Origin of the sequence: Paraburkholderia sp. SEWSISQ10-3 4, assembly GCF_030464785.1 — a bacterium.
GTDB classification, from domain to species: Bacteria; Pseudomonadota; Gammaproteobacteria; order Burkholderiales; family Burkholderiaceae; genus Paraburkholderia; species Paraburkholderia aspalathi.
This window is the reverse complement of sequence record NZ_JALPRI010000031.1, coordinates 1-19,747: the sequence shown is the minus strand read 5'-3', so window position 1 is coordinate 19,747 and position 19,747 is coordinate 1. Positions and strand designations below refer to the sequence as shown.

The following is a 19,747-nucleotide window of genomic DNA, read 5'->3' as shown; positions in this document are numbered from 1 at the left end:
ATCCATCTATGGATTTACCAGATCTCGTACTGTTGCCAATGAATTTGCTGCATCGGGGTTTAGGTGGAGTCATTTTAGGGATCGGGTTGCTAGTGATCTATGCAGCCTTGGTTTTCATCGTGCTGAAAGTAACGTACTGGGTGGCTAATCTCTGGGGCGTTAAGACGAGTGTTGGTACTGCAACCGTCGTTGCCAAGCGCACAATATCGGCCCATCGCGAATTGCAAGGGCGTTTTCCGGTCAATGTTCCAGAACAGTACGTCGTGGACCTGAACGTCAAGGGGCAGAAAGTTACCTATACGCCACCAAAGTGGATATTCGATGAGACTGTTGTCCCGGCAAATGAACCAGTTGAATTTTTAGTTGGCCGGATTGACGGGACGGTTCGTGTAACACGTTTCAAGCATCTCTGAGAACTTTACAACAAGCAGATGCACAAATCACAGAAGGACAAACTGGCCGAGCTGCAAAAGGGTGAGACACCGGACGAACAGCAGAGGTTAGCTGATGCGGCTTGTGCGCTGGTCGGGTGCGCAGCAGGCCTCTCGGATAACGATCCCGCGAAGGCAGCGGCACTGGCCTCGCAGCAGCGTGGTGCGGGTTATGTGACTGAACTTGGCGAGTTGCAGGCGACCGGATTGTTCCCGCAGTACAGTAATGCCGATGCGGCGGCCGACATTGCCAGCCAGGCGAAAGACTGGGTTGCGCAGTATCTGGCGAGCGTAGGCCGTGGCGCGGCGAATTTCGGTAACGCCTATCTGAACAAGATTGTGCAGAACGGCCCGCAGGGATCTTACGTCAACCCGGACGACCTGAACCGGACGAACGGCGGGGGCGATGGGACGCCGCCGACACCGGCAGTGGTCACTCCGTCGGGTACGTTAATGACCCCGGAAGGGCCTGTGCCGATCCCAGGCACGGCGGTGCCGGGTATGCCGGGCTATGTGCCGGACAACGCGACGCTTGCGAGCGGCGGTAACGATAACCGCCTTCCGATTCCCGACACAGTCACAGCTGATAACGGGCTTGACGTGAAGTCGAATTCGAAGCATACCCCCGGGGCGCAGGGAAACAATCCCTCTGCGGGGACTGAACCGCGCAATTCGCTCGACTTGTTTAATTCCTCAGTGCCAGGCGGGGACGACGTCCGATACGCTATCGACTCAAGCGGCAACATCAATCGATTCTCGTCGGATGGGAACGGAGTTTTCCATTGGTCTGGATCTACGGGTGACACCGCTGTTCCCCTGAATGTCTCGAAGATTCCTATCGATGTAAGACGGACCCTCGGATTCAAAGGAAAATAAAAATGCTATTTGGAAACCCTGACACGTTCGCTATATGGTGCGATGCGGTTGACGCTTGGTCGACGCCTGGCTTTCAGAACGGGTGCTTCGGCTACTTCATTGGTGGCAAGCTGATCTGGTCGAGACGGTCAACGCTTGGAGTTGACCTACGCAGACTTTCCAAGTTGCACTGCATGAGCAACGCCGTCGAGGACGTTCGCTTGTTCAATTGCCCAATCAGTGCCGCTTACGACGACCTTTGCGAACGAGCATTCCCGTCCATCGATTCCGACGTAGCAAGCAACGATGTTACGCATCTGGTATCCGTGGAAAGTCTCTCTGACGATGAACACAATGTGTTTCTAATCGAATGCGGGGCCCAAGCGAAACTAATCTATGGATTCAATGGGGACTCGAGCAGCGTCCATGAGGTTGCCTTGGTGCGCGGCGAATTTCAATCTGTGGTGCATGATTTATTGACGCATTCAAAAACATCATAGGGTGTGAACGGGGTATGGGCCGACTACAGCAACATTAGCTGATAGCGGAAAGCTAGGTGCCGCGATGGGGGGGGGGGAATGTGCTTGGCGCTGTCGGCGGAACGGTGGCTGGCGATGTGGCCGGGAATGCGGTGAGCAGGGCGTTGCCGGACACACTGGGCAGCAATATTCTGTCGAATGCTGTGGCCGGCGCGGTAGGCGCGGCGGTAGGCGCGGCGGTGGGCGGGGCGCTGGGCGGTTCGTCAGGGGCGTTGAGTGGGGCGAACGGGGCGCTGGGGGCGGATCTGTACAACAAGCAGTTGCACCCATTGGAGAAGGCCCTGGCGAAGAAGCTCGCTGACGCGAGCAATGGGCAATTCACTGAGCAGCAGCTGGACGATGCGCTCCGACTCTCGGGTATCAAGGGCAGTTCAATCACGCCGGACTCAGTGGCAACGGTCAACGTCGCTAGCGCCGGGGCCGTTTACGACACTCCGGGCTCGAATGACTCAGGTTCCCAGTTTATGTACGACGGTAAGTCGACCATCGGCACGCAGATCCTGCCGACCGCCGACCCAGCGGCAATTAAGTACATTATTAGCCAGACTGGGGGAGCGAACTCGCCTTACTATTGGAGCTCCCAGGACACGACGCCGGCGCCGGTGTATTCCAGCACGCCGACAAACTACGGCTCGCAGATTGGTCCGCACGGAGCAGGATATTTCTCATGTGCAACCACCGACTGTCTGGTCTACAACGCGAACGTCGATCCGAAGAATCCGGGCACGCAAGCGATGTATCAGAGTGAAAACACCGCACTACTCGTCGGCGGTACAGTTCTGAGCGGAGCGGCGAGCCTTGTAGCACCGGAATTGGGTGCTGCAGCTATCGGCGCAAATGGCGGGGTGCGTCTCTACACTGGTTCTGCGGCGGCTGCGGTGAATGCGGCTTCACAGGGAATCCAAATGTCGACAGACCCGAAGAAGGAATTTGACTTTGTTGACACGAGTAACGCGTTTTTGACGGGCTACGCAACATACGGGACAAGCGCAGCAGTCACAGTCAGCGCCACAGTCGCAACGTCTCTGGCCGCTGATCTTCTGGTTAAGCCTGTGACAAATAGTAATGCTCCGAGTCTGGGAGACGCGACGGCTAATGCAGTGACAAATGCAGTATCAAGTCGTGCAGGTTACGCATCTTGGTGATGCAGCGGGAGAGATGGCTGGGCCGTTTGCTGGATCGGCACTTTCGGAGTTTCTTAACTGGGGAAGCAGCGCCTTGCAGAATTGAATTACATTTCCCCACCGAAGACAGAGGGGAAATAGTCAATGCGAAGACGTTTGATTGTTTGGTGTCTCTTGACGAGCGCGTTTGTATCTGCGGTCCTTTTGCTGTTGCCGCTAAAGCTCGCCGCAAATCACTATCTGGGCGGTCATCCGTGGCCTAGGTGGAATGAACTTGGGTTATCCGTTTTGCTGCCTTTGCTCTGCAAACTTGTGCTGTTGGCCGGCTTGGGATCATTCTTTATAGTGTTGGCCAACTGGATATGGCCGCAGAAGTTTCCTCTGCGCGCAAGATTCGGGCGAAAGGATGACTGACCTGTACAACAAAAAGATGCACCAATCACAGAAGGACAAACTGGAGGAGCTGCAAGAGGGTCGGACAGCGGACGGACGGCAGAGGCTGGCTGATGCGGCTTGTGCGTTGGTCGCGTGCGCAGCAGGCCTCTCGGATAACGATCCCGCGAAGGCAGCGGCACTGGCCTCGCAGCAGCGTGGTGCGGGTTATGTGACCGAACTTGGCGAGTTGCAACCAACGTGAAGTAATAAGACCAAATGTCAAAAAAAACACTAACCACACTGACCATCGCAACCACTCTCGCGTCAATGCTCGCATTGACCGGCTGCGCCCATCGACGCACTCCGGCGGACCAGGCTGCCGCGCGGCAACAAGAGACACGCGCTCGGCAACTTCAAGCGGAAAGAGCCGCCGACCCGAATGCAGCGAAGCTGACGTTCACCTCCAGCGGAATGCCGATGGGCGTCATGTTTTGGAAGAGCACGTCGACACAGGCATGCAGCGGCTTCGAGCCTGTCGGCCACGTTTTCCACAGTGGCAGGGAGGTCCTGCTGCCGGGGATTGCGAGCTTGACGGAGAAACTTAACAAGGCGCTGCTTCGTAACGAAACCTCCCGGAGCCAATATGTAGAGCCCGGCGTACCCGTCCAGGTGAAAGGTCTGTTCGGAGCTGAAGTGCCGGACCGCCATTCCGATTCATGCGGACCGATTGTCACATCGTTCACACCAGAACAAGGGCGAAAATATCACGTTGACTTTGCTTTCCAGGGTACGAGCAGTTGCTCGCAAAGCGTGATGGATATTACGGACCCGGATCACCCTGCTCCCGTGGGCCGCCCAGTTGCATGTCCGAAGGGACGCGACTATCTCGCGCTCGACAACGTGAAGAAGAATTTCTTGGAAGCCGACCATGAACGGCAACTCGAAGATGCGCGGCAACAGGAGGCGGTGGCAACATCCGACGCGGACAAGGCGTCGGCGATGAAAAAGGAGGCCGCCGCGCTCGATTCCCTCGGTCGATCGAAGGAAGCGCTCGAGGTTATCGATCGCGCGATGTCCCTGGCGAAGACAGGGAGCAACGGTGATCTGATCGCGACGAAAGCGGGCATTCTGTTCGCACTGAACGATCCGCAGGCCGCATTGACGCTCCTCGCTCCCGAGATCGACAACACGCGAAAACGCGCTGCGAGCCAACCCGCTGAGCAGAGGTCCGTGATATTAGGCACCTACACAGAGGGATTCGTCACGGCCACATTCGCGCACATGCAGCTGGAGCAATGGCGAGAAGCCATTGATACGCTGGCGGATGCGCAGTCCCCCCTTGAAGGCCCGAGCTTCCTCGCGTACAGGGCAGTGCTGTACCGGTACATCATGGCGAGAGCGCAGAACCCATCGCTAGCCAATGCCGCGCTTGAGCACGATGCAGCGTACTACGCCGAGCATGACAGCAGTCACTACGGCACCTTGCTGCGTATGTGGCGAGGGGACGGGACGGCGCTGGAAATGACGGCAATTCTTGCTCGCATGTCTGGTGTCGACCAGCAAGAGGCTCGAGCCGAGGTGCTTTTCTATCAGGGCGCGTACCGGAAGTTCGTTAAAGGAACTTCGGCGGGAGCCAGCTCTGCGCTCGTCGAACTTAACCAGCTTGCTCCTTACGGCAGTATCGAATGGATCTACGGTCAACGCGTGCTGCAGTGAGTGCGTCGATGATGAACTGATGCCTGAAGCCTGCGGGAGCTAGCCTCCGTGTCTCCTGCAGCGTTTGACGCATTCGATCCCACCACACAAACAGAAACTCCATACCAAACCACAACGCCAGAAGACCTCGTACTATGAAAAAACTCCTCCTCACTGCACTCTGGCTCTCAACGACCTCCGCCTTCGCCGCCAGTCAGGTTTTACTTGAAACCCCGGTCACCTACGCACCGGATGCCAGCGTCGTCGATCAGATCAAAAACGAATGCCACATCGAAGACATGCTCACGACCCACGTCGGTGAGGCGCTCCGCAAGCTCAACAGAACTGGCGACGGCACGATCGCATCGCAAACCGACGCGGGCGGTGCAAAGGTTCTTAGATTGCAGATCACCCATGTACTGGGCGTCGGCGGCGGCGCGTGGAGCGGCCCTAAGGCTACGACGGTGAGTGCAGATCTGATTGAAGACGGCAAAGTCATCCGTCACACCAAGATAAATCGCTGGTCGGTCGGTGGCATGTGGGGTGCGTTCAAAGGAAGCTGTTCGATTCTGGATCGCACGACCATCGTGATCAGCAAGGACCTGAGCCGTTGGGTGCGCGACCCGTCCTATGAGATCAAGGAAGAGGCGCCGCCGAAAGAGGCTTCCGCGCCAACCGCTCAAACCGATTCGGCGAGTTCCGCGAAGGCGGAGTAAACGGTCGACCGTCAGCGAGTGCACACTGCGTCGAAAGTAGGCGAGAACTCGCTGACGTCGGTGCTTTTGGCGCGAGAAGATGATCTGCGGCATCGGTGCGATTGCGGACAAGATCCCGAATGGATGAAGCGGGTATGGACATCGACATGCAGATCGACCCGATCGACGTGGCTGGCGAGAATGACGCCATCGTTCCTGTGAAGATTCGCTGATCGAACGGGCTGTCAGCTCCGGATGGGGTCAGTAGCCTAGTGCGAGACAAGCAGCCAAGGCGCCGAATGGCTGCACCACCCCAATTTATATTGCAGCGACGGGATCATCGAACTCGATAACTTGAGTACCTAATGGGGCATTGCCTAAGACCGCGTGTGCGACGGCACATTGAACGTTTAGCGTGGAGCCAATCATGGAATCGTCCAATCTTCGGAAACTAAAAAGTCGTATCGTAGGTATACCGCTATTCAGCAACGTTGGTCTTCCAATAGCGGACACCAGTAACCCGCGTATCTCTCAATGGGACGCATGGTTTGGCCCTGAGAATTCAAGGTCGCTTGCGATTGCAATCCGACAGCAGGAATTGCACGACATCCTGGTTCCATCCTCGGGGGAAAAGGAATGGAATGCTTCGCTGAGGCTTGTTGTGGAACACGTGAAGACACTCATTCCCTATGATTTTGACGAGGACGGCTGGCACGCGCCCACGACAGCAGCATGGAGCGCCGCATGGATCTTTTCATTGGAGCAGCTTCATGACGCGTCTGGAATTCTGCTTCCAGCCGATCTTTCAGCTCAGCTTGTATGGTATGAACGGGGACGCTGGCCGTGTGCGTTGGTCGAGGAATCATCGGGTGCCAACCTGGAGGATTATGTGATCTTTTAAAGAGCTCTGTTTCGGAGTTGCCAGCACGGCTTTGAAGCATCTAACAGTAGGACAGCATGTTACGGGTGACAGGCTGAAGGCTAACGGCGATTGTCAGCAATCCAGCCCGCAGTGCCGAGTGTCCGAAAGTGACGGCACCTATTGCCATTGCGGTTGGGTCCCTGGCCGCGTATAGCCCCAGACTCGGATTACACCCGCCTCCACGGAGTACGGAATACTCCAGCGTCGCAAAGTATCGCGGAGCCAGACTTCCGACTTCGACCGAAGTTCGATCCATTCGAGGTCAGCGACAGGTTGAAGGTGATAGTAGAACTCTCCGTCCCATTCGGTGCAAAAGCCAGGAGGGGCGAATACGCTGCGACCTCTGAACTGAAGCGCCATTTCGCGCGACGCGGACAACATCGCTGCGCGGAGTTCGGCCCACTTCGTGTGATTCATAACAGGGTAAAGCTCGCCTCGGCTGAGCATTGTCGCGAGCCGCTTCGCCTCGGTGGGCGTCGGACGCGGCATTGTTTTTGGCCTCCATCCAAGCTTCTGGTCAGTCATGGCGTTCCTCGGTGAATACCCTGCTTGGCCAAACGTTGCCGCATAGGCGAACGGCCGCTCCTGACCGTACCCTGTCTTCAACGACGCGCTGTGCCTCGCGCCAATACTGTCTTGCTTAGGCAAACTGATCCCGCCGCCGTCGGGACCATTCGTCGGCAACGTCACCGATACTCTTGTGCGTTCCGTTTCGAATCCATGCCATGAAGTCCCGATCGAATTTGAAGTCCGGCCCACACTCAACGATCAGAAAGCGACGCACATTCTGTGTATTTCTGTAGGCCGTGTCGACCGGTGTGGTCCTCGTTATATGCCCGCCATGCCAATCGAAGTTCATCAGGATTCTTCCTTATCGTTGCGCGACGAACTGATGCTCAACGGATTGAGAAAACCTCTCGAACGCGTCCCCAACCAGCTTGTGCCTGCTTGCGATCGGCAGAGGATGACCTCCAAGGACCGTTCGCGTTTTCCGAAAGCAACCATCCAACACCAACCAGAGATGCTAGCTAACTAATACTTCACCGGTCACGTAATCAAGCCAATATAGACTTCCGTTGAAATCCACGGCTTCGATATAGTCGGGCAGCAAGCGAAAACCTTCAGAAAAAACGTCGGCGCCAGACGCCTGCCAAACCAGATCTCCTTCTAACGAGAGCCGGGAAATCTCCAGCTCTCCGTGTGAAATGAGGAAGCCTCGACTACTTTCCCAGTGGAGACCGAAGCACGTTGCCATATCGACTCGAGTTGACCATACCAACCCATGGGGCGATGACAACGAAAGGCAAGCAGCGTGATCTCCGACTGCGAGGTATAGCTTGTCATTGAGCACCAGCGCAGAACGATCATGCACGGATGAGCATCCTCCGTCCGCGCCAACGACTATTATTCCGGTGGCGTTCAGCGCTATCCCGTGAACAGAAGTTGGCTGGTTTCGCGTAAGCAGTACCTCACGCCCGTACGTCCGCACATTGTCTTTCGAGTCAAATGAATAGGCAAGCTCGTTCACAATGCTGACTGTACCAAATTGCGTGTCAATTATTTGCATTTGAATTTGTCATCTGCCGGATTAACCTCGATTGTCGATCATTCGCGTATCGGTGTCGAACGGCCGTTCCTGGATGCACTGAAACAGATCACGATCGTCTCATATCGAAACCGAGCGGTCGTCTGCGTCCACAGTACGGGGACACTCATAACGGCTTATCCAGAGGAATGTTCGATTGACGGTCACTGGGGCCTTAACCCTCCCAACCGTCCACCTCGCGTACGACTTCACGCCAGTCGGGCACGCTGTTTAACTCGTTCAAGATTACGGCGACTTCGGGTTCGAATCTTGCACGATGCAAAAGGGGGCCTACTGCGTATCGCTTTGCCTCATCGGAAACACGCGCGAATTCATGATGGATATCTGCAATCGTGCGTTCTCGCCCGATTCTCTTAGCTGCCAGGCGAACCAGTATCTCGATCGCGTTACCTTGCGTCCAGTCATATTCTCCCCAAGCGATTTCACGAAGAACGCCGAGAGCAGACTCGCCGCACTGGAACAGAATTTCAAAGATGGCGAATTGCGAGGCAGCCAGCCATCCCCCCAGACCTCGCTCGCGAGACTCGAACCCTGTCGGTACTGGCGACGCAGGCGTATGAAGTCGGGATATCAGCACGGCAATAGCGTCCGGGCCTACTTGTCCAGCAACCTCAGTTGCAAGCGCGCCAAACGCTACGTGATCATCGATAAGCATTGCAACAGAACGGATCTCCACGTCCAGAACATCGTTCTTCGGACCGTCTGTCGCGTGATCATATTTGCGTCGAGCGAAAAGAGATCGAAGAATTTGTTGCATAAGAGGGGCAGCCAAAAGAATAGCGGTCGTGCCGCTTGAGCCACATGGAGACTCGATGGTATGCGGTTCCATAGTCGACGATTCCAATATCTAATGCGAGTGACCGCTTCGGGCCGGGCGGAATTTGCCCGATGTCTGCGGCCGTTGCTCAAATGCCGGCTTCTTGGCAGGATGGCGTATCTTAACGATATGGCGTTTTGTATTTGAAGGGACCCGAAATTGCACGAACAACAACGCGCAGTTTGCCAACGATTCCGTACTCAATTCTCCGCCTGCGACATGCATCTGAAATTGGGTGTGTCCTTGAACGTGAAGAGCGGAGTCCGCCCGCTGAACGGCATGAGAATCAATGCGGATCGTGGCACTAACGGCTGGTTCATCTGGGCGGGCGAAACATTTTCACAGGATCCCGACTTCTTCGTCCCGTTGCACGGCGAACATCTCAAGGAGTGGGCGCCGCTTGCGCTGCCATATCTGGCTCTGCCGCCGGGCTGGAGATTTCTCATTGCCGAAGGATACGAGGATGTCTGGGAAGATCTCACTCTGCTTGGACAATAAATTCTCAACTGTATCGATCGACAAACAAGCGCCACATAAGACATGTGATTGTTGACGATCCATCCACGCGGCGCCGACGACCTCAACTGGCCGGTTGCTGCTCGCTATGCCAACGGAGCCGTTTCGTCTCTGACCGAAGCTGAAAGCAATCTTACCGAAATCCCAATCCGCACGCGCACAACTGGGACGGTGCCAGTCGCGATCAGGGCTGGCCGATTTCAATACTTCCATAGGGTTTCCATGACAATTGCAGAAACACTCGAGCAGTTCGGCCAGTTCCACGATTGGTATCTAGACATTGTCGCGGTCGGACCCAACAGCGAGCCGCGCACGCTAACGCTGGGCCTATACCGAGGCAATGAACGCGCAACGGTTACTTTTGAGGGGGTGACGTGTTTCCGCCTGGAGGGCATGGGCTTGCTCAACATCGTTTTCAAAATCGTATTGCCGCAGCACGGCAGCGAGGACCATTCGATAGCACTCACAGCGCTGGCTAACGTAGACCGTCTAAGCGACCGGAAGGCTTCGCAAGTGGCATATCTGTATTCCACTCTTGGCGCAGAGTTGGCCAATGAGTTCGACTCTCTATCAATCGGCAACGAAACCAGACCCACGAACTGAGCGTCGTAGCGCATGCCACCATCTACAGATGAGCCTCGACCAGGCTCGCTCGCGAAATCCGAACGCCGCACCTAAAAATTCCCCGCATACCCATAAAAACAAAATAAACAAACTTGCTCTAAACTACCTGCCGCCCCAGCCCGCCCAGTAGAGAGCAAGAACCCAATGCCCATACCCCCAGCCGACCCCGCCGGCGACCCTAACTTCAGTCTGCCAAAACACCCCGCATTCCAGCGTTTCTGGTGTACCCGTATCCTCTCATCGCTGTCGTTCCAGATGCTCGCCGTGGCCATGGGCTGGCACATCTACGCACTCACGCATAGCGCCTTCGCATTAGGCCTCGTCGGCCTCGCCCAATTTCTACCCATGTTCGTGCTGACGCTCGTAGTCGGCCATGTCGCCGACCGCTACGACCGTCGCCGGATCGCGGCCATCTGTCAAAGCCTCGAAAGCGTCGCTGCATTGTTATTCGCCTTCGGCACCTTCGGCGGATGGATCAGCGCGCCGGTCATCTATGTGCTGGCCGCATGCGTGGGCGCGGCCCGCGCCTTCGAATCGCCTGCGGTTGCATCGCTGTTGCCGGGCGTCGTGCCACGCGGACAATTGCCCAAAGCGACGGCATGGGCCACCTCCGCAAATCAAACCGCGCAGATCGCAGGTCCAGCATTGGGCGGCCTGTTGTACGGTGTCGGTCCGGGCGTGGCCTACCTCGCGTGCACGCTGTCATTCGCGGCCGCCGCTGCCACTGTGTGGGCCATTCCGTTGCAGGCCAAGCTGGCGAGCCGCGCGCCGGTGACGCTCGAATCGGTGTTCTCGGGCATCGCCTTCATCCGCAAGGAGCCCGTGATACTCGGTGCACTATCACTCGATCTGTTCGCCGTGCTGTTCGGTGGCGCGACAGCGCTGCTGCCGGTTTTTGCGCGTGACATCCTGCATACCGGGCCGCTCGGTCTCGGCCTACTGCGCTCAGGCACCGCCATCGGCGCGCTCGCGGGCACCATCTGGCTCGCGCATTTCCCGCTACGCAACCGGCCTGGCGCTGCGATGTTCGGCGGAGTGATTGCGTTCGGCGCGGCGACTGTGGTGTTCGGTTTGTCGCATCAATTCTTCCTGTCGCTCTTCGCGCTCATGGTGCTGGGCGCATCGGACACCATCAGCGTGGTGGTGCGTCTGTCGCTCGTGCAACTGCGTACGCCGGACGAAATGCTGGGTCGCGTCAGTGCGGTCAATTCGCTTTTCATCGGGACGTCGAACCAACTGGGTGAATTCGAATCCGGTGTGACGGCAGGGTGGTGGGGCGCGCAACCGGCGGTACTGGTGGGCGGCATCGCAACGATTGCCGTCGCCCTGCTGTGGATGCGATTTTTTCCGGAACTCAAGCACACGCGTTCGCTGGAGCGGGAAGAGGCGTTGGCGCCCAGTCATTGATCGCAACGTTGGAGGCGAAACCCTGCAATTGCGCGCTGCATCGCACGCGTGATTCGACGTGTGCTTCGACCCGCTATGATGGTGGCAACCTCACTCGGCCACCTTCATCATGCGGATCGCCCCTTTACCCCCGCTTCAATGCCTGATCGCGTTCGAGTCGGCCGTACGCCATGCCAGCTTCACTAAAGCGGCCGTAGAACTGCATCTGACGCAAAGCGCGGTCAGCCGCCAGATTGCGCAGCTCGAAGACTTCCTCGGCCGCTCGCTCTTCGTGCGCGAACATCGCGCCCTACGGTTGACGATCGCCGGCGAACGTTACGCGAAGCATGTGCAGTGGCTGCTTGCCAATTGCTCGGAAGCCACACTCGACGTGATGAAGCGATACGGCGATCTGGAGTTGACGATCGCGTGTTCGTCGGGCGTGGCGGTGTTGTGGCTTACACCTCGCCTCGGTGCGTTTCGCGCCGCCCATCCTAACGTGAAGATCCGGATGATCGTGCGCGACGGGCTCGCATCTTTGTCGCCCGCGGAATTCGACGTAGGTCTGTACTACATCCGCCAGCACGCCGAGCCGCATTTCACCGCCCGCCGCATTTTCGACGAAGACGTGTACCCGGTATGTTCACCCGGATATCTCGCCGGCCGCGTGCTGGAGCCCGCCGATCTCGCGCATGAAACATTGCTGATGCAGGAAGACGGCCAGCGGCAATGGATGTCGTGGCCCGAATGGTTCCGGCTTAACAATGTGCAGATGCCTGGCTCGCCACAGTCGGTCGTCATTAATCACTATCCGCAACTCGTGCAGATGGCGATTCTCGGCCAGGGTGTCGCGCTCGGCTGGCGTCACATGATTGATGCGTGTCTGAACGAGGGGCTGCTGGTGCGCGCCACGCGAGCATCGGCGAGCCACGGTGGCGGCTACTACGTCGTGTCGCCAAACGACCGCGCTGAGAACCAGGCGGCGCGCCTGTTTACGCGCTGGCTTTTCGAGCAGGCAGAGGCGCAGGCAAGCGGGCAAACACTCGCTGAGACGAGCAACACACGCGCAACCTGACTGCCTTTCGCATGCGCTACGCGCATGCGTGCATGCGAATCTTTCGTTTCGAAAACAAATCAGGTCTCTCTACGATCGGCTTTATGCATGCAGAGGCGACGTTCGATTCCGACGTGCCGCCTTGCTGGCAAACGCTCGCCCGACCCGTAGCCACGCAGCAGCCGCATCAATAGCGGCACAAGCAGCCTGATAAGGAAAGAGACCATGCAAGGAACGCTTTCATCCAACGTCGCGATATCCGTGGATTCGCTCGCGCAGCAGCGGCGCCGCGCGATTATCGCCACTGTGCTCGGCAACGGGCTCGAGTGGTTCGACTTCACCGTCTATAGTTTTTTCGCGGTGATCATCGCCAAGCTATTCTTTCCGACCGGCAATGAACTGACCTCGTTGCTACTCGCCGTCGCGACGTTCGGCGTAGGCTTTTTCATGCGGCCGGTGGGCGGCATGGTGCTCGGCGTGTACGCGGATAAAGTCGGACGAAAAGCGGCGCTCTCGCTGACCATTCTGCTGATGGCGGGCGGCACCGCACTCATCGGCCTCGCGCCGACCTATGACCAGATCGGTCTGTGGGCGCCGGTGCTGATCGTGGTCGCCCGCTTGCTGCAAGGTTTTTCGGCTGGCGGCGAAATGGGCACCGCCACCGCGTTTCTCACCGAATATGCGCCGGCGGGCAAGCGCGCATTCTATTCGAGCTGGATTCAGTCGAGCATCGGCTTTGCCGTGCTGCTGGGGGCCGGGGTCGGCACTTTTGTAACGTCGAGTCTGAGCGCCGATGCGCTGCATTCGTGGGGCTGGAGAATGCCGTTCCTCATCGGCATTCTGATCGGACCGGTCGGCTATTTCATTCGCAGCCGCATGGACGAAACACCGGCGTTCAGCGCGGTTACGGAAGAAGCCAAAAGCGATTCGCCGCTCGCGGAAGTGTTCCGTCGCTTTCCGCGCGAGACGTTCGCGAGTTTCTCGATGGTGATTTTGTGGACGGTGTGCACCTACGTGCTGCTGTTCTATATGCCGACTTATTCGGTGCGCACGCTGCATCTGCCGCAATCGATGGGCTTTCGTGCCGGCATGTTCGGTGGCTTGATGATCATGTGTTTCTCGCCGGTGGTCGGCAAGCTCGCTGACCGCTTCGGCCGCCGCCGCTTCCTCTCTGGTGCCGCGGCATTGATCCTGGTGCTCGCTTGGCCGATGTTCGCTTACATCAACAGCGCGCCTGGGCTGGTCTCGCTGATGGTGTTTCAGGGCGTGTTCGGCTTGCTGATCGCCGCCTACACCGGCCCGATTCTCGCGGCCTTCTCCGAGCTGTTTCCGACCAAGGTTTTGTCGACGGGTCTTTCCGTTGCGTACAACTTCGCGGTGACGATTTTCGGCGGATTCGCACCGTTCTTCATCACGTGGTTGATCGCGTCGACGGGCAGCAATATGGCGCCCGCGATCTACGTGATGATTGCAGCGACCATCAGCCTTGTCGGCACGTTCTATGTGCGCGATCCGCGCCGTAGCCACGCCTGAGCGGCAGCGCGTCCGGCGAACAAAAACCGGACGGATTCCTTCATTCAGTCAGGAAGATATCAATGAGCATTACGGTAATCAGCGGCGGCAACGTACTCGATCTGGTCCAGGGTGTGTTGCTCGAACATCATCACGTCGTGATCGAAAACGGCTATATCGTCGAAGTCACCGATCGTCCTGTCGATCTGCCGAATGCGCGCGCAATCGATGCACGCGGCAAGACGGTGATGCCCGGTCTGATCGATTGTCACGTGCACGTGCTGGCTTCGCGCGCCAATCTTGGTGTGAATGCGACGCAGCCGAATATCCTCACCGCTATTCGCGCACTGCCGATCCTGAAGGCGATGCTCGGCCGCGGCTTTACGACGGTGCGTGATGCGGGCGGCGCGGATTGGGGCTTGACGCAGGCGCTGGAGAGCGGATTGATTCCGGGGCCGCGTATTTTTCCGTCGGGCAAGGCGTTGTCGCAAACCGGCGGTCACGGCGATTTCCGTCCGCGTGGCGATGTACTCGAGCCCTGTTCATGCGCCTTTCGCGCCGGGGCAATTGCGCGAGTGGTTGACGGTGTCGATGCGGTGCGGCTTGCCGTGCGTGAAGAGATTCAGAAGGGCGCGACGCAGATCAAGATCATGGCATCCGGCGGTGTCGCTTCGCCGACCGATCCGATCAGCAACACGCAATATTCCGAGGACGAAATCCGCGCGATCGTCGCCGAAGCGGAAGCAGCCAACACATACGTGATGGCGCATGCTTACACTGGCCGCGCGATTTCGCGTGCGATTCGCTGCGGCGTGCGCACGATCGAGCACGGCAACCTGGTCGACGAAGCCGCTGCAAAACTGATGCGCGAGCACGGCGCGTTCGTCGTGCCCACGCTGGTCACCTACGACGCGTTGGCCAAACACGGCGCCGATTACGGCTTGCCTGCCGATTCGATTGCCAAGGTCGAGACCGTGCGGCAAGCGGGGCGCGACTCGCTGCAGATTTATGCAAATGCCGGTGTGCCGATGGGATTCGGTTCGGACCTGCTCGGCGAAATGCATACGTTCCAGAGCGACGAATTGCGCATTCGCGCCGAGGTGCTCGGAAATCTGGAAGCATTGCGTTCGGCCACCACGATTGCGGCCGATATCGTCGATCGGAGCGGCAAGCTCGGCGTCATCAGAGCGGGGGCAATCGCCGACGTGCTGGTGGTCGACGGTAATCCGCTCAAGGATATCGGCGTGTTGACCGGGCAGGGCGAGCGCCTCGAGTATGTCTTGCAGCATGGCGAGGTGGTGAGCGAGCGGGGCACGGTCGCGTCGCGCTAGTCGGCAGATGCGTGTGCAGCGATCGGCGCGGGCCTCGGAAAATCTCTAGGCCTGCGCCGCGCTCACACGCAATGCGGTCCATCGCACAGTCGCGAGAACCGATGCCGCAACGATCAACGCACCGCCGATCCATGCCGCCGTCGAAATCCGTTCACCTAACCAGATGCACGCGAACAGCGCACCAAAGGCGGGTTCGCTGCCCATCAGCAACGACACGCGCGTTGGGCTGCTGCGTTTGATCGCAAAGTTCTGTGCGAAGAAGGCGAACAGCGTACACGCGATCACCAGATAGCCGATGTAGCCCCAGAACACAGCATGCCCGGCAAGCGACGGCAGCGGTTGCCACTGTTGCGGCACAAACAGCACCGCCACCGCCGCGCTGCCAAATGCCACCACGCCTGACTGAACCGCCGTCACCGACAAAGGCGGCAACGCGGAGTCGCGCATCACACGTTTAGTCACGCACACGTTCAGCGCGCGCAGCAGCGCGGCGAGCAGAATCAGCGCGTCGCCGGGATTGAAACTCAGCGCGCCATCCCCCGCTAGCAGCCAGGCGCCGAATAGCGAAAGCGCGACCGCCGCCCATTCGATGCGAGTCGGCTTGCGCTTGAGCAGCCACCATTCGACGAGCGGCGTCAGCACCACACATAAGCTGATCAGAAACGCTGCATTGGCCGCGCGCGTCAGCAGAATGCCGAACGTCTCGCAGAGAAAGATACCGAGCAGCAAGGCGCCCGCGATCAGCACGCCGCGCAGCGTGCGAGCATCGGCGGCGCGCAAATGACGCAAGGCGGGCGACAGGATCAAGAAGGTGATGCCGAAGCGGATCGCGAGCAAACCCAAAACTGGATAGAACACCAGGGCGCTTTTGACGACGCCGTAACTGGTGCCCCACACCACGGCAACCGCTAGCAGCATCAGATCGGAGAGCAGAAGCAGGCGTTCTTGTTTCGACATGGCGGACCTCGTGCAGATGAGCGCATATTGTCGAACTTTGCCTGTAAGGCGATAATCGGGTCGCTGCGCATAGCATTTATGTTTCAGATGCATCAATCGGCTCAAACCCCGCGAGCGCCCGACGATGAACCCAACCGATCTTTTTGCGTTGCTGCCGGATATGGCGGTTTTCGCGCGCGTCGTCGATGCCGGCAATTTTTCGGTCGCCGCACGTCAGCTCGGCAGTACGCCGTCCACGGTCAGCCGTCAGATCAAACGGCTCGAGGACGCGTTGGCGACACGCCTGCTCGAACGGTCCACGCGCACGGTGCGGGTCACGGAATCCGGTGCACAGGTGGCGCGTTTCTGCCGCGACATGTTGAGCGCGGCATCGGGCGCGGTGGATGCCGCCGGGCAACTGGCGGCGCGGCCGCAAGGCAAAGTCCGCGTGAGCGCGCCCACCGCGTTCGCGAAGACCGTGATTCATCCGCTGATCCCCGGCTTTCTGCGCGCCTACGACGAAGTCGACCTGCAATTGCTGTTCACCGATCACGACGTAGATCCGCTTGCCGACGATGTCGATCTGGTGATCCGCCTGACCGAGCATCCTCCGCAAGGGCTCGCGGGACGCAGGCTGCGGACCGTGCGCTGGCTGCTGGTTGCATCGCCGGCTTATTTGCGTGAGCACGGCACGCCGGTGCAACCGCGCGATCTCCTCAAGCACGATTGCATCTACCTCGGCGAAACTGCCGACGACAACCGCTGGCGCTTTCGCCGTGGCACGGAGACGCAAACCGTCGACGTGAAAGGGCGTTACATCGCCAATCATGCAGGCGCACGGCTCGAAGCCGCACAGCAGAATTTCGGCATCGCGAACCTGCCCGAGTTTGCCGCCACGGATGCATTGCTCAGCGGCGAACTCGTACAGGTGTTGCCCGACTGGAATCTCGAAGCGCGCGCTTACGTGGGGTCGGTGTGGCTGCTGTATCCACCGAACCGTTTCTTGCCGCCGAAGGTGAGAGCGCTCATCGACTATCTTGTCGAGCATATTCACGAAGCGGCTTAAGCACTGGCTTATCGCGTCGCGTAAGTCGTTTGCATGCCGTGGCCGGCCAACGGAGATTTGGATTGAGCGAAAGACGAACGTAGAATCGCTCGCGTCACCATGATTGATAACGATCGCGACGACCGACGCGATCAGGAGGAGAACGAACATGACTTTGCGTGAAACCGGGCCGATTGCGGCGACTGTCTATCGCGGCGAAGCGATAGAGAATACACATATCGCCCATGTCGCGGTGGTTCAGGCCGATGGCCGCCTGCTGTATTCATTCGGCGATCCGTCGCGTATCACGCTGGCGCGCTCAGCGGCAAAACCGGCACAGGCTTTGGCGGTAGTCGAGACGGGCGCGCTCGAGCGTTTCGGTTTCGACGAAACGGATCTTGCACTCATGTGCGCCTCGCATAGCAGCGAGCCGCGCCACATCGAACGCACGAGACAGATGTTGACCAAGGCACAGGTCAGCGAAGCCGATCTGCGTTGCGGCGGCCATCCCCCGCTGTCCGACGCGGTGTACGTCGACTGGCTGAAGCGCGACTTCAAGCCGGATGCCGTGTGCAGCAATTGTTCGGGCAAGCACGCCGGCATGCTGGCCGGGGCGCGTTCGATCGGCGCGGCAGTAAGGGGTTATGAACTGCCGGAGCACCCGCTACAGGTGCGCGTGAAGCATACCGTCGCCGAGGTATGCGACTTGCCGGACGATGCGGTGCAATGGTCGATCGACGGGTGCAATCTGCCGACGCCGGCGTTCCCCCTCGACCGACTCGCCCGGCTGTTCGCGAAGCTCGCTGCCGCGGAGGATGAGGTTTCGGCTTCGTCCGCGGCTTCTTCGTCCATTCCTTCTTCCATATCGCCACGCACCGCTGCGCTCGCACGCATCTATCGTGCGATGGCCGCGCATCCGGAGTGGGTAGCAGGCGAGGGGCGTTTCTGCACCGCCTTGATGCGCGCGTTCGATGGCGCGCTGATCGGCAAGGTCGGCGCCGACGGTAGCTACGCGATCGGCGTGCGTGCGTCCCGGCAAACTAAGCAGCTCGGCGCCAACGGTGCGCTAGGCATTGCGGTGAAGGTGGAGGACGGCAACATTGGCGTGCTGTATGCAACCGTTGCTGAACTGCTCGCGCGACTCGATATCGGCAGCCCTGAGCAACGTGCGCAACTAGACGCGTTTCATAAGCCGCGCATGATCAATACCATGGGCATCGAAATCGGCCACATGGCCTTTTCGCTTGCGCTTGAAGCGCATTCACACCGCGAGGCGTGAAGCTATGCGGGGCGCTGCAGCGGGTTACGCGTCATCTTTCTTGAAGCGATCTTGTATGGCGATCAGCTGATCATCGCTGGTGGCCACGATCCACAGACGGGCGCGCTCGGCCATCAGGCGATTGTGATCTTTTAGCACGCCCATCGACACGGCCGTTTTCCACGCGACGGGTGCGGCGCGACTGGTTCTTCCGGACGGCGTGCCGACCAGCAATGAATAGGGCCCGAGGGGCAGCGAGACGAACGGCATGGCGGGTTTGACGCGCACTCGCCAGTCGATGAAGGGTGAATCGCTGAAGAGAAGCGGCGTGGGCAGACTGTGCAGCACGGTGAAGTCATAGAGCGCCAATTGTTCGCGCATGGGTGTGTAGACCCGTCGAATATCGTCGACGAGCGCCGCACGGATTTCGTCGTCGAACATTGCTTCTTGGGTGTAGTGGTCGACTGCTTGCAGCGCGTCGTGCTGATAGGCGCTGAAGATTGCCAGGTCGAGACAATCATGAACGGCGCGTTGGACTTCGGCGGCGGAGCCGGCTTCTTCGGGTTTGCCGAGTTGCGCGGCGCGGAGGAAGCGGGCGAGGGCGGCGTCCTGGGTTGCGGGGCCGGTGGCTAGTGGGTCGTCGGTGGCGTCTTTGTCGAGCGGGACGTAGAGGTATTTTTCTGCTGCGAAACGGGATTTTTTGCCGTCATCGAAGCTGATTTCGCCGGTGGCGCAGTTGAGGTAGCGAGTGCCGATGTGGCCGTGTTCCCACACGAAGTTTTTCAGGAAGGGGCGAAGGGGATGGAGTGGGTCAGGGTGTTGCATTTTTTTGTTGCACTCCGTGCGGGTTCTAGTTTGGGTATGGTCACATAGAAATTGGGGTTTATGGTTTTTTCCCTGCGGGGCGGTTGTTTGTCAGTGTTCTTAGGGCTTTGGGCTTTCCTTGTTCTGGCTTTGGTGCCTTTCCTTGTATTGTTAGTGGTCTATTAGCGTTGCCCCTGTGCGGGGCGGCACTTACTTTCTTTG

Annotated in this window: 22 protein-coding genes; 16 read left to right on the top strand and 6 right to left on the bottom strand. The window is 58.7% G+C overall.

The window, feature by feature from the left end:
- Positions 1-8: 8 nt before the first annotated feature.
- From M0D68_RS33875 to M0D68_RS33840, 8 genes are all read left to right on the top strand, one after another.
- Positions 9-413, top strand: coding sequence for a hypothetical protein (locus tag M0D68_RS33875; protein ID WP_256456281.1), 405 nt, complete (start codon positions 9-11; stop codon positions 411-413).
- Positions 414-431: 18 nt separating this feature from the next.
- Positions 432-1,307, top strand: a complete 876-nt coding sequence (locus tag M0D68_RS33870) for a hypothetical protein (protein WP_256456282.1) — start codon at positions 432-434, stop codon at positions 1,305-1,307.
- A 2-nt stretch (positions 1,308-1,309) separates the two neighbouring features.
- Positions 1,310-1,786 carry an Imm42 family immunity protein gene (locus M0D68_RS33865; RefSeq protein ID WP_256456283.1) on the top strand — a complete coding sequence of 159 codons (477 nt, stop codon included), beginning with the start codon at positions 1,310-1,312 and terminating at the stop codon, positions 1,784-1,786.
- Positions 1,787-1,890: 104 nt separating this feature from the next.
- Positions 1,891-2,970, top strand: a complete 1,080-nt coding sequence (locus tag M0D68_RS33860) for a hypothetical protein (protein WP_266226647.1) — start codon at positions 1,891-1,893, stop codon at positions 2,968-2,970.
- A 385-nt stretch (positions 2,971-3,355) separates the two neighbouring features.
- On the top strand, positions 3,356-3,586 hold the full coding sequence (locus M0D68_RS33855; protein ID WP_256456285.1) for a hypothetical protein: 231 nt from the start codon (positions 3,356-3,358) through the stop codon (positions 3,584-3,586).
- 14 nt (positions 3,587-3,600) lie between these two features.
- Positions 3,601-5,040 (top strand): hypothetical protein, encoded by a 1,440-nt coding sequence (locus M0D68_RS33850; protein WP_266226645.1) that lies wholly within the window; start codon positions 3,601-3,603, stop codon positions 5,038-5,040.
- Between the two features lie 134 nt (positions 5,041-5,174).
- A complete protein-coding gene (locus tag M0D68_RS33845; protein WP_256456287.1) occupies positions 5,175-5,735 on the top strand; it encodes a hypothetical protein in 561 nt (186 codons plus the stop codon).
- Between the two features lie 406 nt (positions 5,736-6,141).
- Positions 6,142-6,615, top strand: a complete 474-nt coding sequence (locus M0D68_RS33840) for a hypothetical protein (protein ID WP_266226643.1) — start codon at positions 6,142-6,144, stop codon at positions 6,613-6,615.
- A gap of 138 nt (positions 6,616-6,753) precedes the next feature.
- Here M0D68_RS33840 and M0D68_RS36665 read toward each other — a convergent pair whose 3' ends face one another.
- The 4 genes from M0D68_RS36665 to M0D68_RS33825 all read right to left on the bottom strand — a co-directional run bounded on the left by M0D68_RS36665 (position 6,754) and on the right by M0D68_RS33825 (position 9,071).
- Positions 6,754-7,083 carry a DUF6678 family protein gene (locus M0D68_RS36665; protein ID WP_367619321.1) on the bottom strand — a complete coding sequence of 110 codons (330 nt, stop codon included), beginning with the start codon at positions 7,081-7,083 and terminating at the stop codon, positions 6,754-6,756.
- Positions 7,084-7,276: 193 nt separating this feature from the next.
- Entirely contained in the window at positions 7,277-7,495 is a 219-nt protein-coding gene (locus tag M0D68_RS33835; RefSeq protein WP_266226642.1) for a DUF6434 domain-containing protein, read from the bottom strand.
- Between the two features lie 165 nt (positions 7,496-7,660).
- On the bottom strand, positions 7,661-8,203 hold the full coding sequence (locus M0D68_RS33830) for a hypothetical protein (RefSeq protein ID WP_266226640.1): 543 nt from the start codon (positions 8,201-8,203) through the stop codon (positions 7,661-7,663).
- Between the two features lie 193 nt (positions 8,204-8,396).
- The gene (locus M0D68_RS33825) at positions 8,397-9,071 is read right to left on the bottom strand and encodes a hypothetical protein (protein ID WP_266226639.1); all 675 of its coding nucleotides are present in this window, start codon (positions 9,069-9,071) and stop codon (positions 8,397-8,399) included.
- Between the two features lie 147 nt (positions 9,072-9,218).
- Between M0D68_RS33825 and M0D68_RS33820 the strand changes: the two genes are divergently transcribed.
- The 6 genes from M0D68_RS33820 to M0D68_RS33795 all read left to right on the top strand — a co-directional run bounded on the left by M0D68_RS33820 (position 9,219) and on the right by M0D68_RS33795 (position 15,482).
- Complete coding sequence (locus M0D68_RS33820; RefSeq protein WP_266226637.1) at positions 9,219-9,557, top strand: hypothetical protein; 339 nt, start codon at positions 9,219-9,221, stop codon at positions 9,555-9,557.
- Between the two features lie 48 nt (positions 9,558-9,605).
- Positions 9,606-10,178 (top strand): hypothetical protein, encoded by a 573-nt coding sequence (locus tag M0D68_RS33815; RefSeq protein WP_266226635.1) that lies wholly within the window; start codon positions 9,606-9,608, stop codon positions 10,176-10,178.
- Between the two features lie 165 nt (positions 10,179-10,343).
- Positions 10,344-11,606, top strand: coding sequence for an MFS transporter (locus M0D68_RS33810; RefSeq protein ID WP_175054312.1), 1,263 nt, complete (start codon positions 10,344-10,346; stop codon positions 11,604-11,606).
- Between the two features lie 109 nt (positions 11,607-11,715).
- Positions 11,716-12,660, top strand: a complete 945-nt coding sequence (locus tag M0D68_RS33805; protein WP_093646638.1) for a LysR substrate-binding domain-containing protein — start codon at positions 11,716-11,718, stop codon at positions 12,658-12,660.
- Between the two features lie 204 nt (positions 12,661-12,864).
- Positions 12,865-14,172 carry an MFS transporter gene (locus M0D68_RS33800; RefSeq protein ID WP_093646641.1) on the top strand — a complete coding sequence of 436 codons (1,308 nt, stop codon included), beginning with the start codon at positions 12,865-12,867 and terminating at the stop codon, positions 14,170-14,172.
- Between the two features lie 62 nt (positions 14,173-14,234).
- A complete protein-coding gene (locus M0D68_RS33795) occupies positions 14,235-15,482 on the top strand; it encodes an amidohydrolase family protein (protein WP_266226632.1) in 1,248 nt (415 codons plus the stop codon).
- Between the two features lie 45 nt (positions 15,483-15,527).
- On the opposite strand, the gene M0D68_RS33790 is transcribed toward M0D68_RS33795, so the two are convergent.
- Positions 15,528-16,439, bottom strand: a complete 912-nt coding sequence (locus M0D68_RS33790) for a DMT family transporter (protein ID WP_266226631.1) — start codon at positions 16,437-16,439, stop codon at positions 15,528-15,530.
- Positions 16,440-16,563: 124 nt separating this feature from the next.
- Between M0D68_RS33790 and M0D68_RS33785 the strand changes: the two genes are divergently transcribed.
- Together M0D68_RS33785 and M0D68_RS33780 are read left to right on the top strand one after the other, a co-directional pair.
- Positions 16,564-17,484 (top strand): LysR family transcriptional regulator, encoded by a 921-nt coding sequence (locus tag M0D68_RS33785; RefSeq protein WP_266226630.1) that lies wholly within the window; start codon positions 16,564-16,566, stop codon positions 17,482-17,484.
- Between the two features lie 148 nt (positions 17,485-17,632).
- Positions 17,633-18,742, top strand: coding sequence for an asparaginase (locus M0D68_RS33780; RefSeq protein WP_266226629.1), 1,110 nt, complete (start codon positions 17,633-17,635; stop codon positions 18,740-18,742).
- 24 nt (positions 18,743-18,766) lie between these two features.
- On the opposite strand, the gene M0D68_RS33775 is transcribed toward M0D68_RS33780, so the two are convergent.
- Positions 18,767-19,546 (bottom strand): hypothetical protein, encoded by a 780-nt coding sequence (locus M0D68_RS33775; protein ID WP_266226627.1) that lies wholly within the window; start codon positions 19,544-19,546, stop codon positions 18,767-18,769.
- Positions 19,547-19,747: the final 201 nt, after the last annotated feature.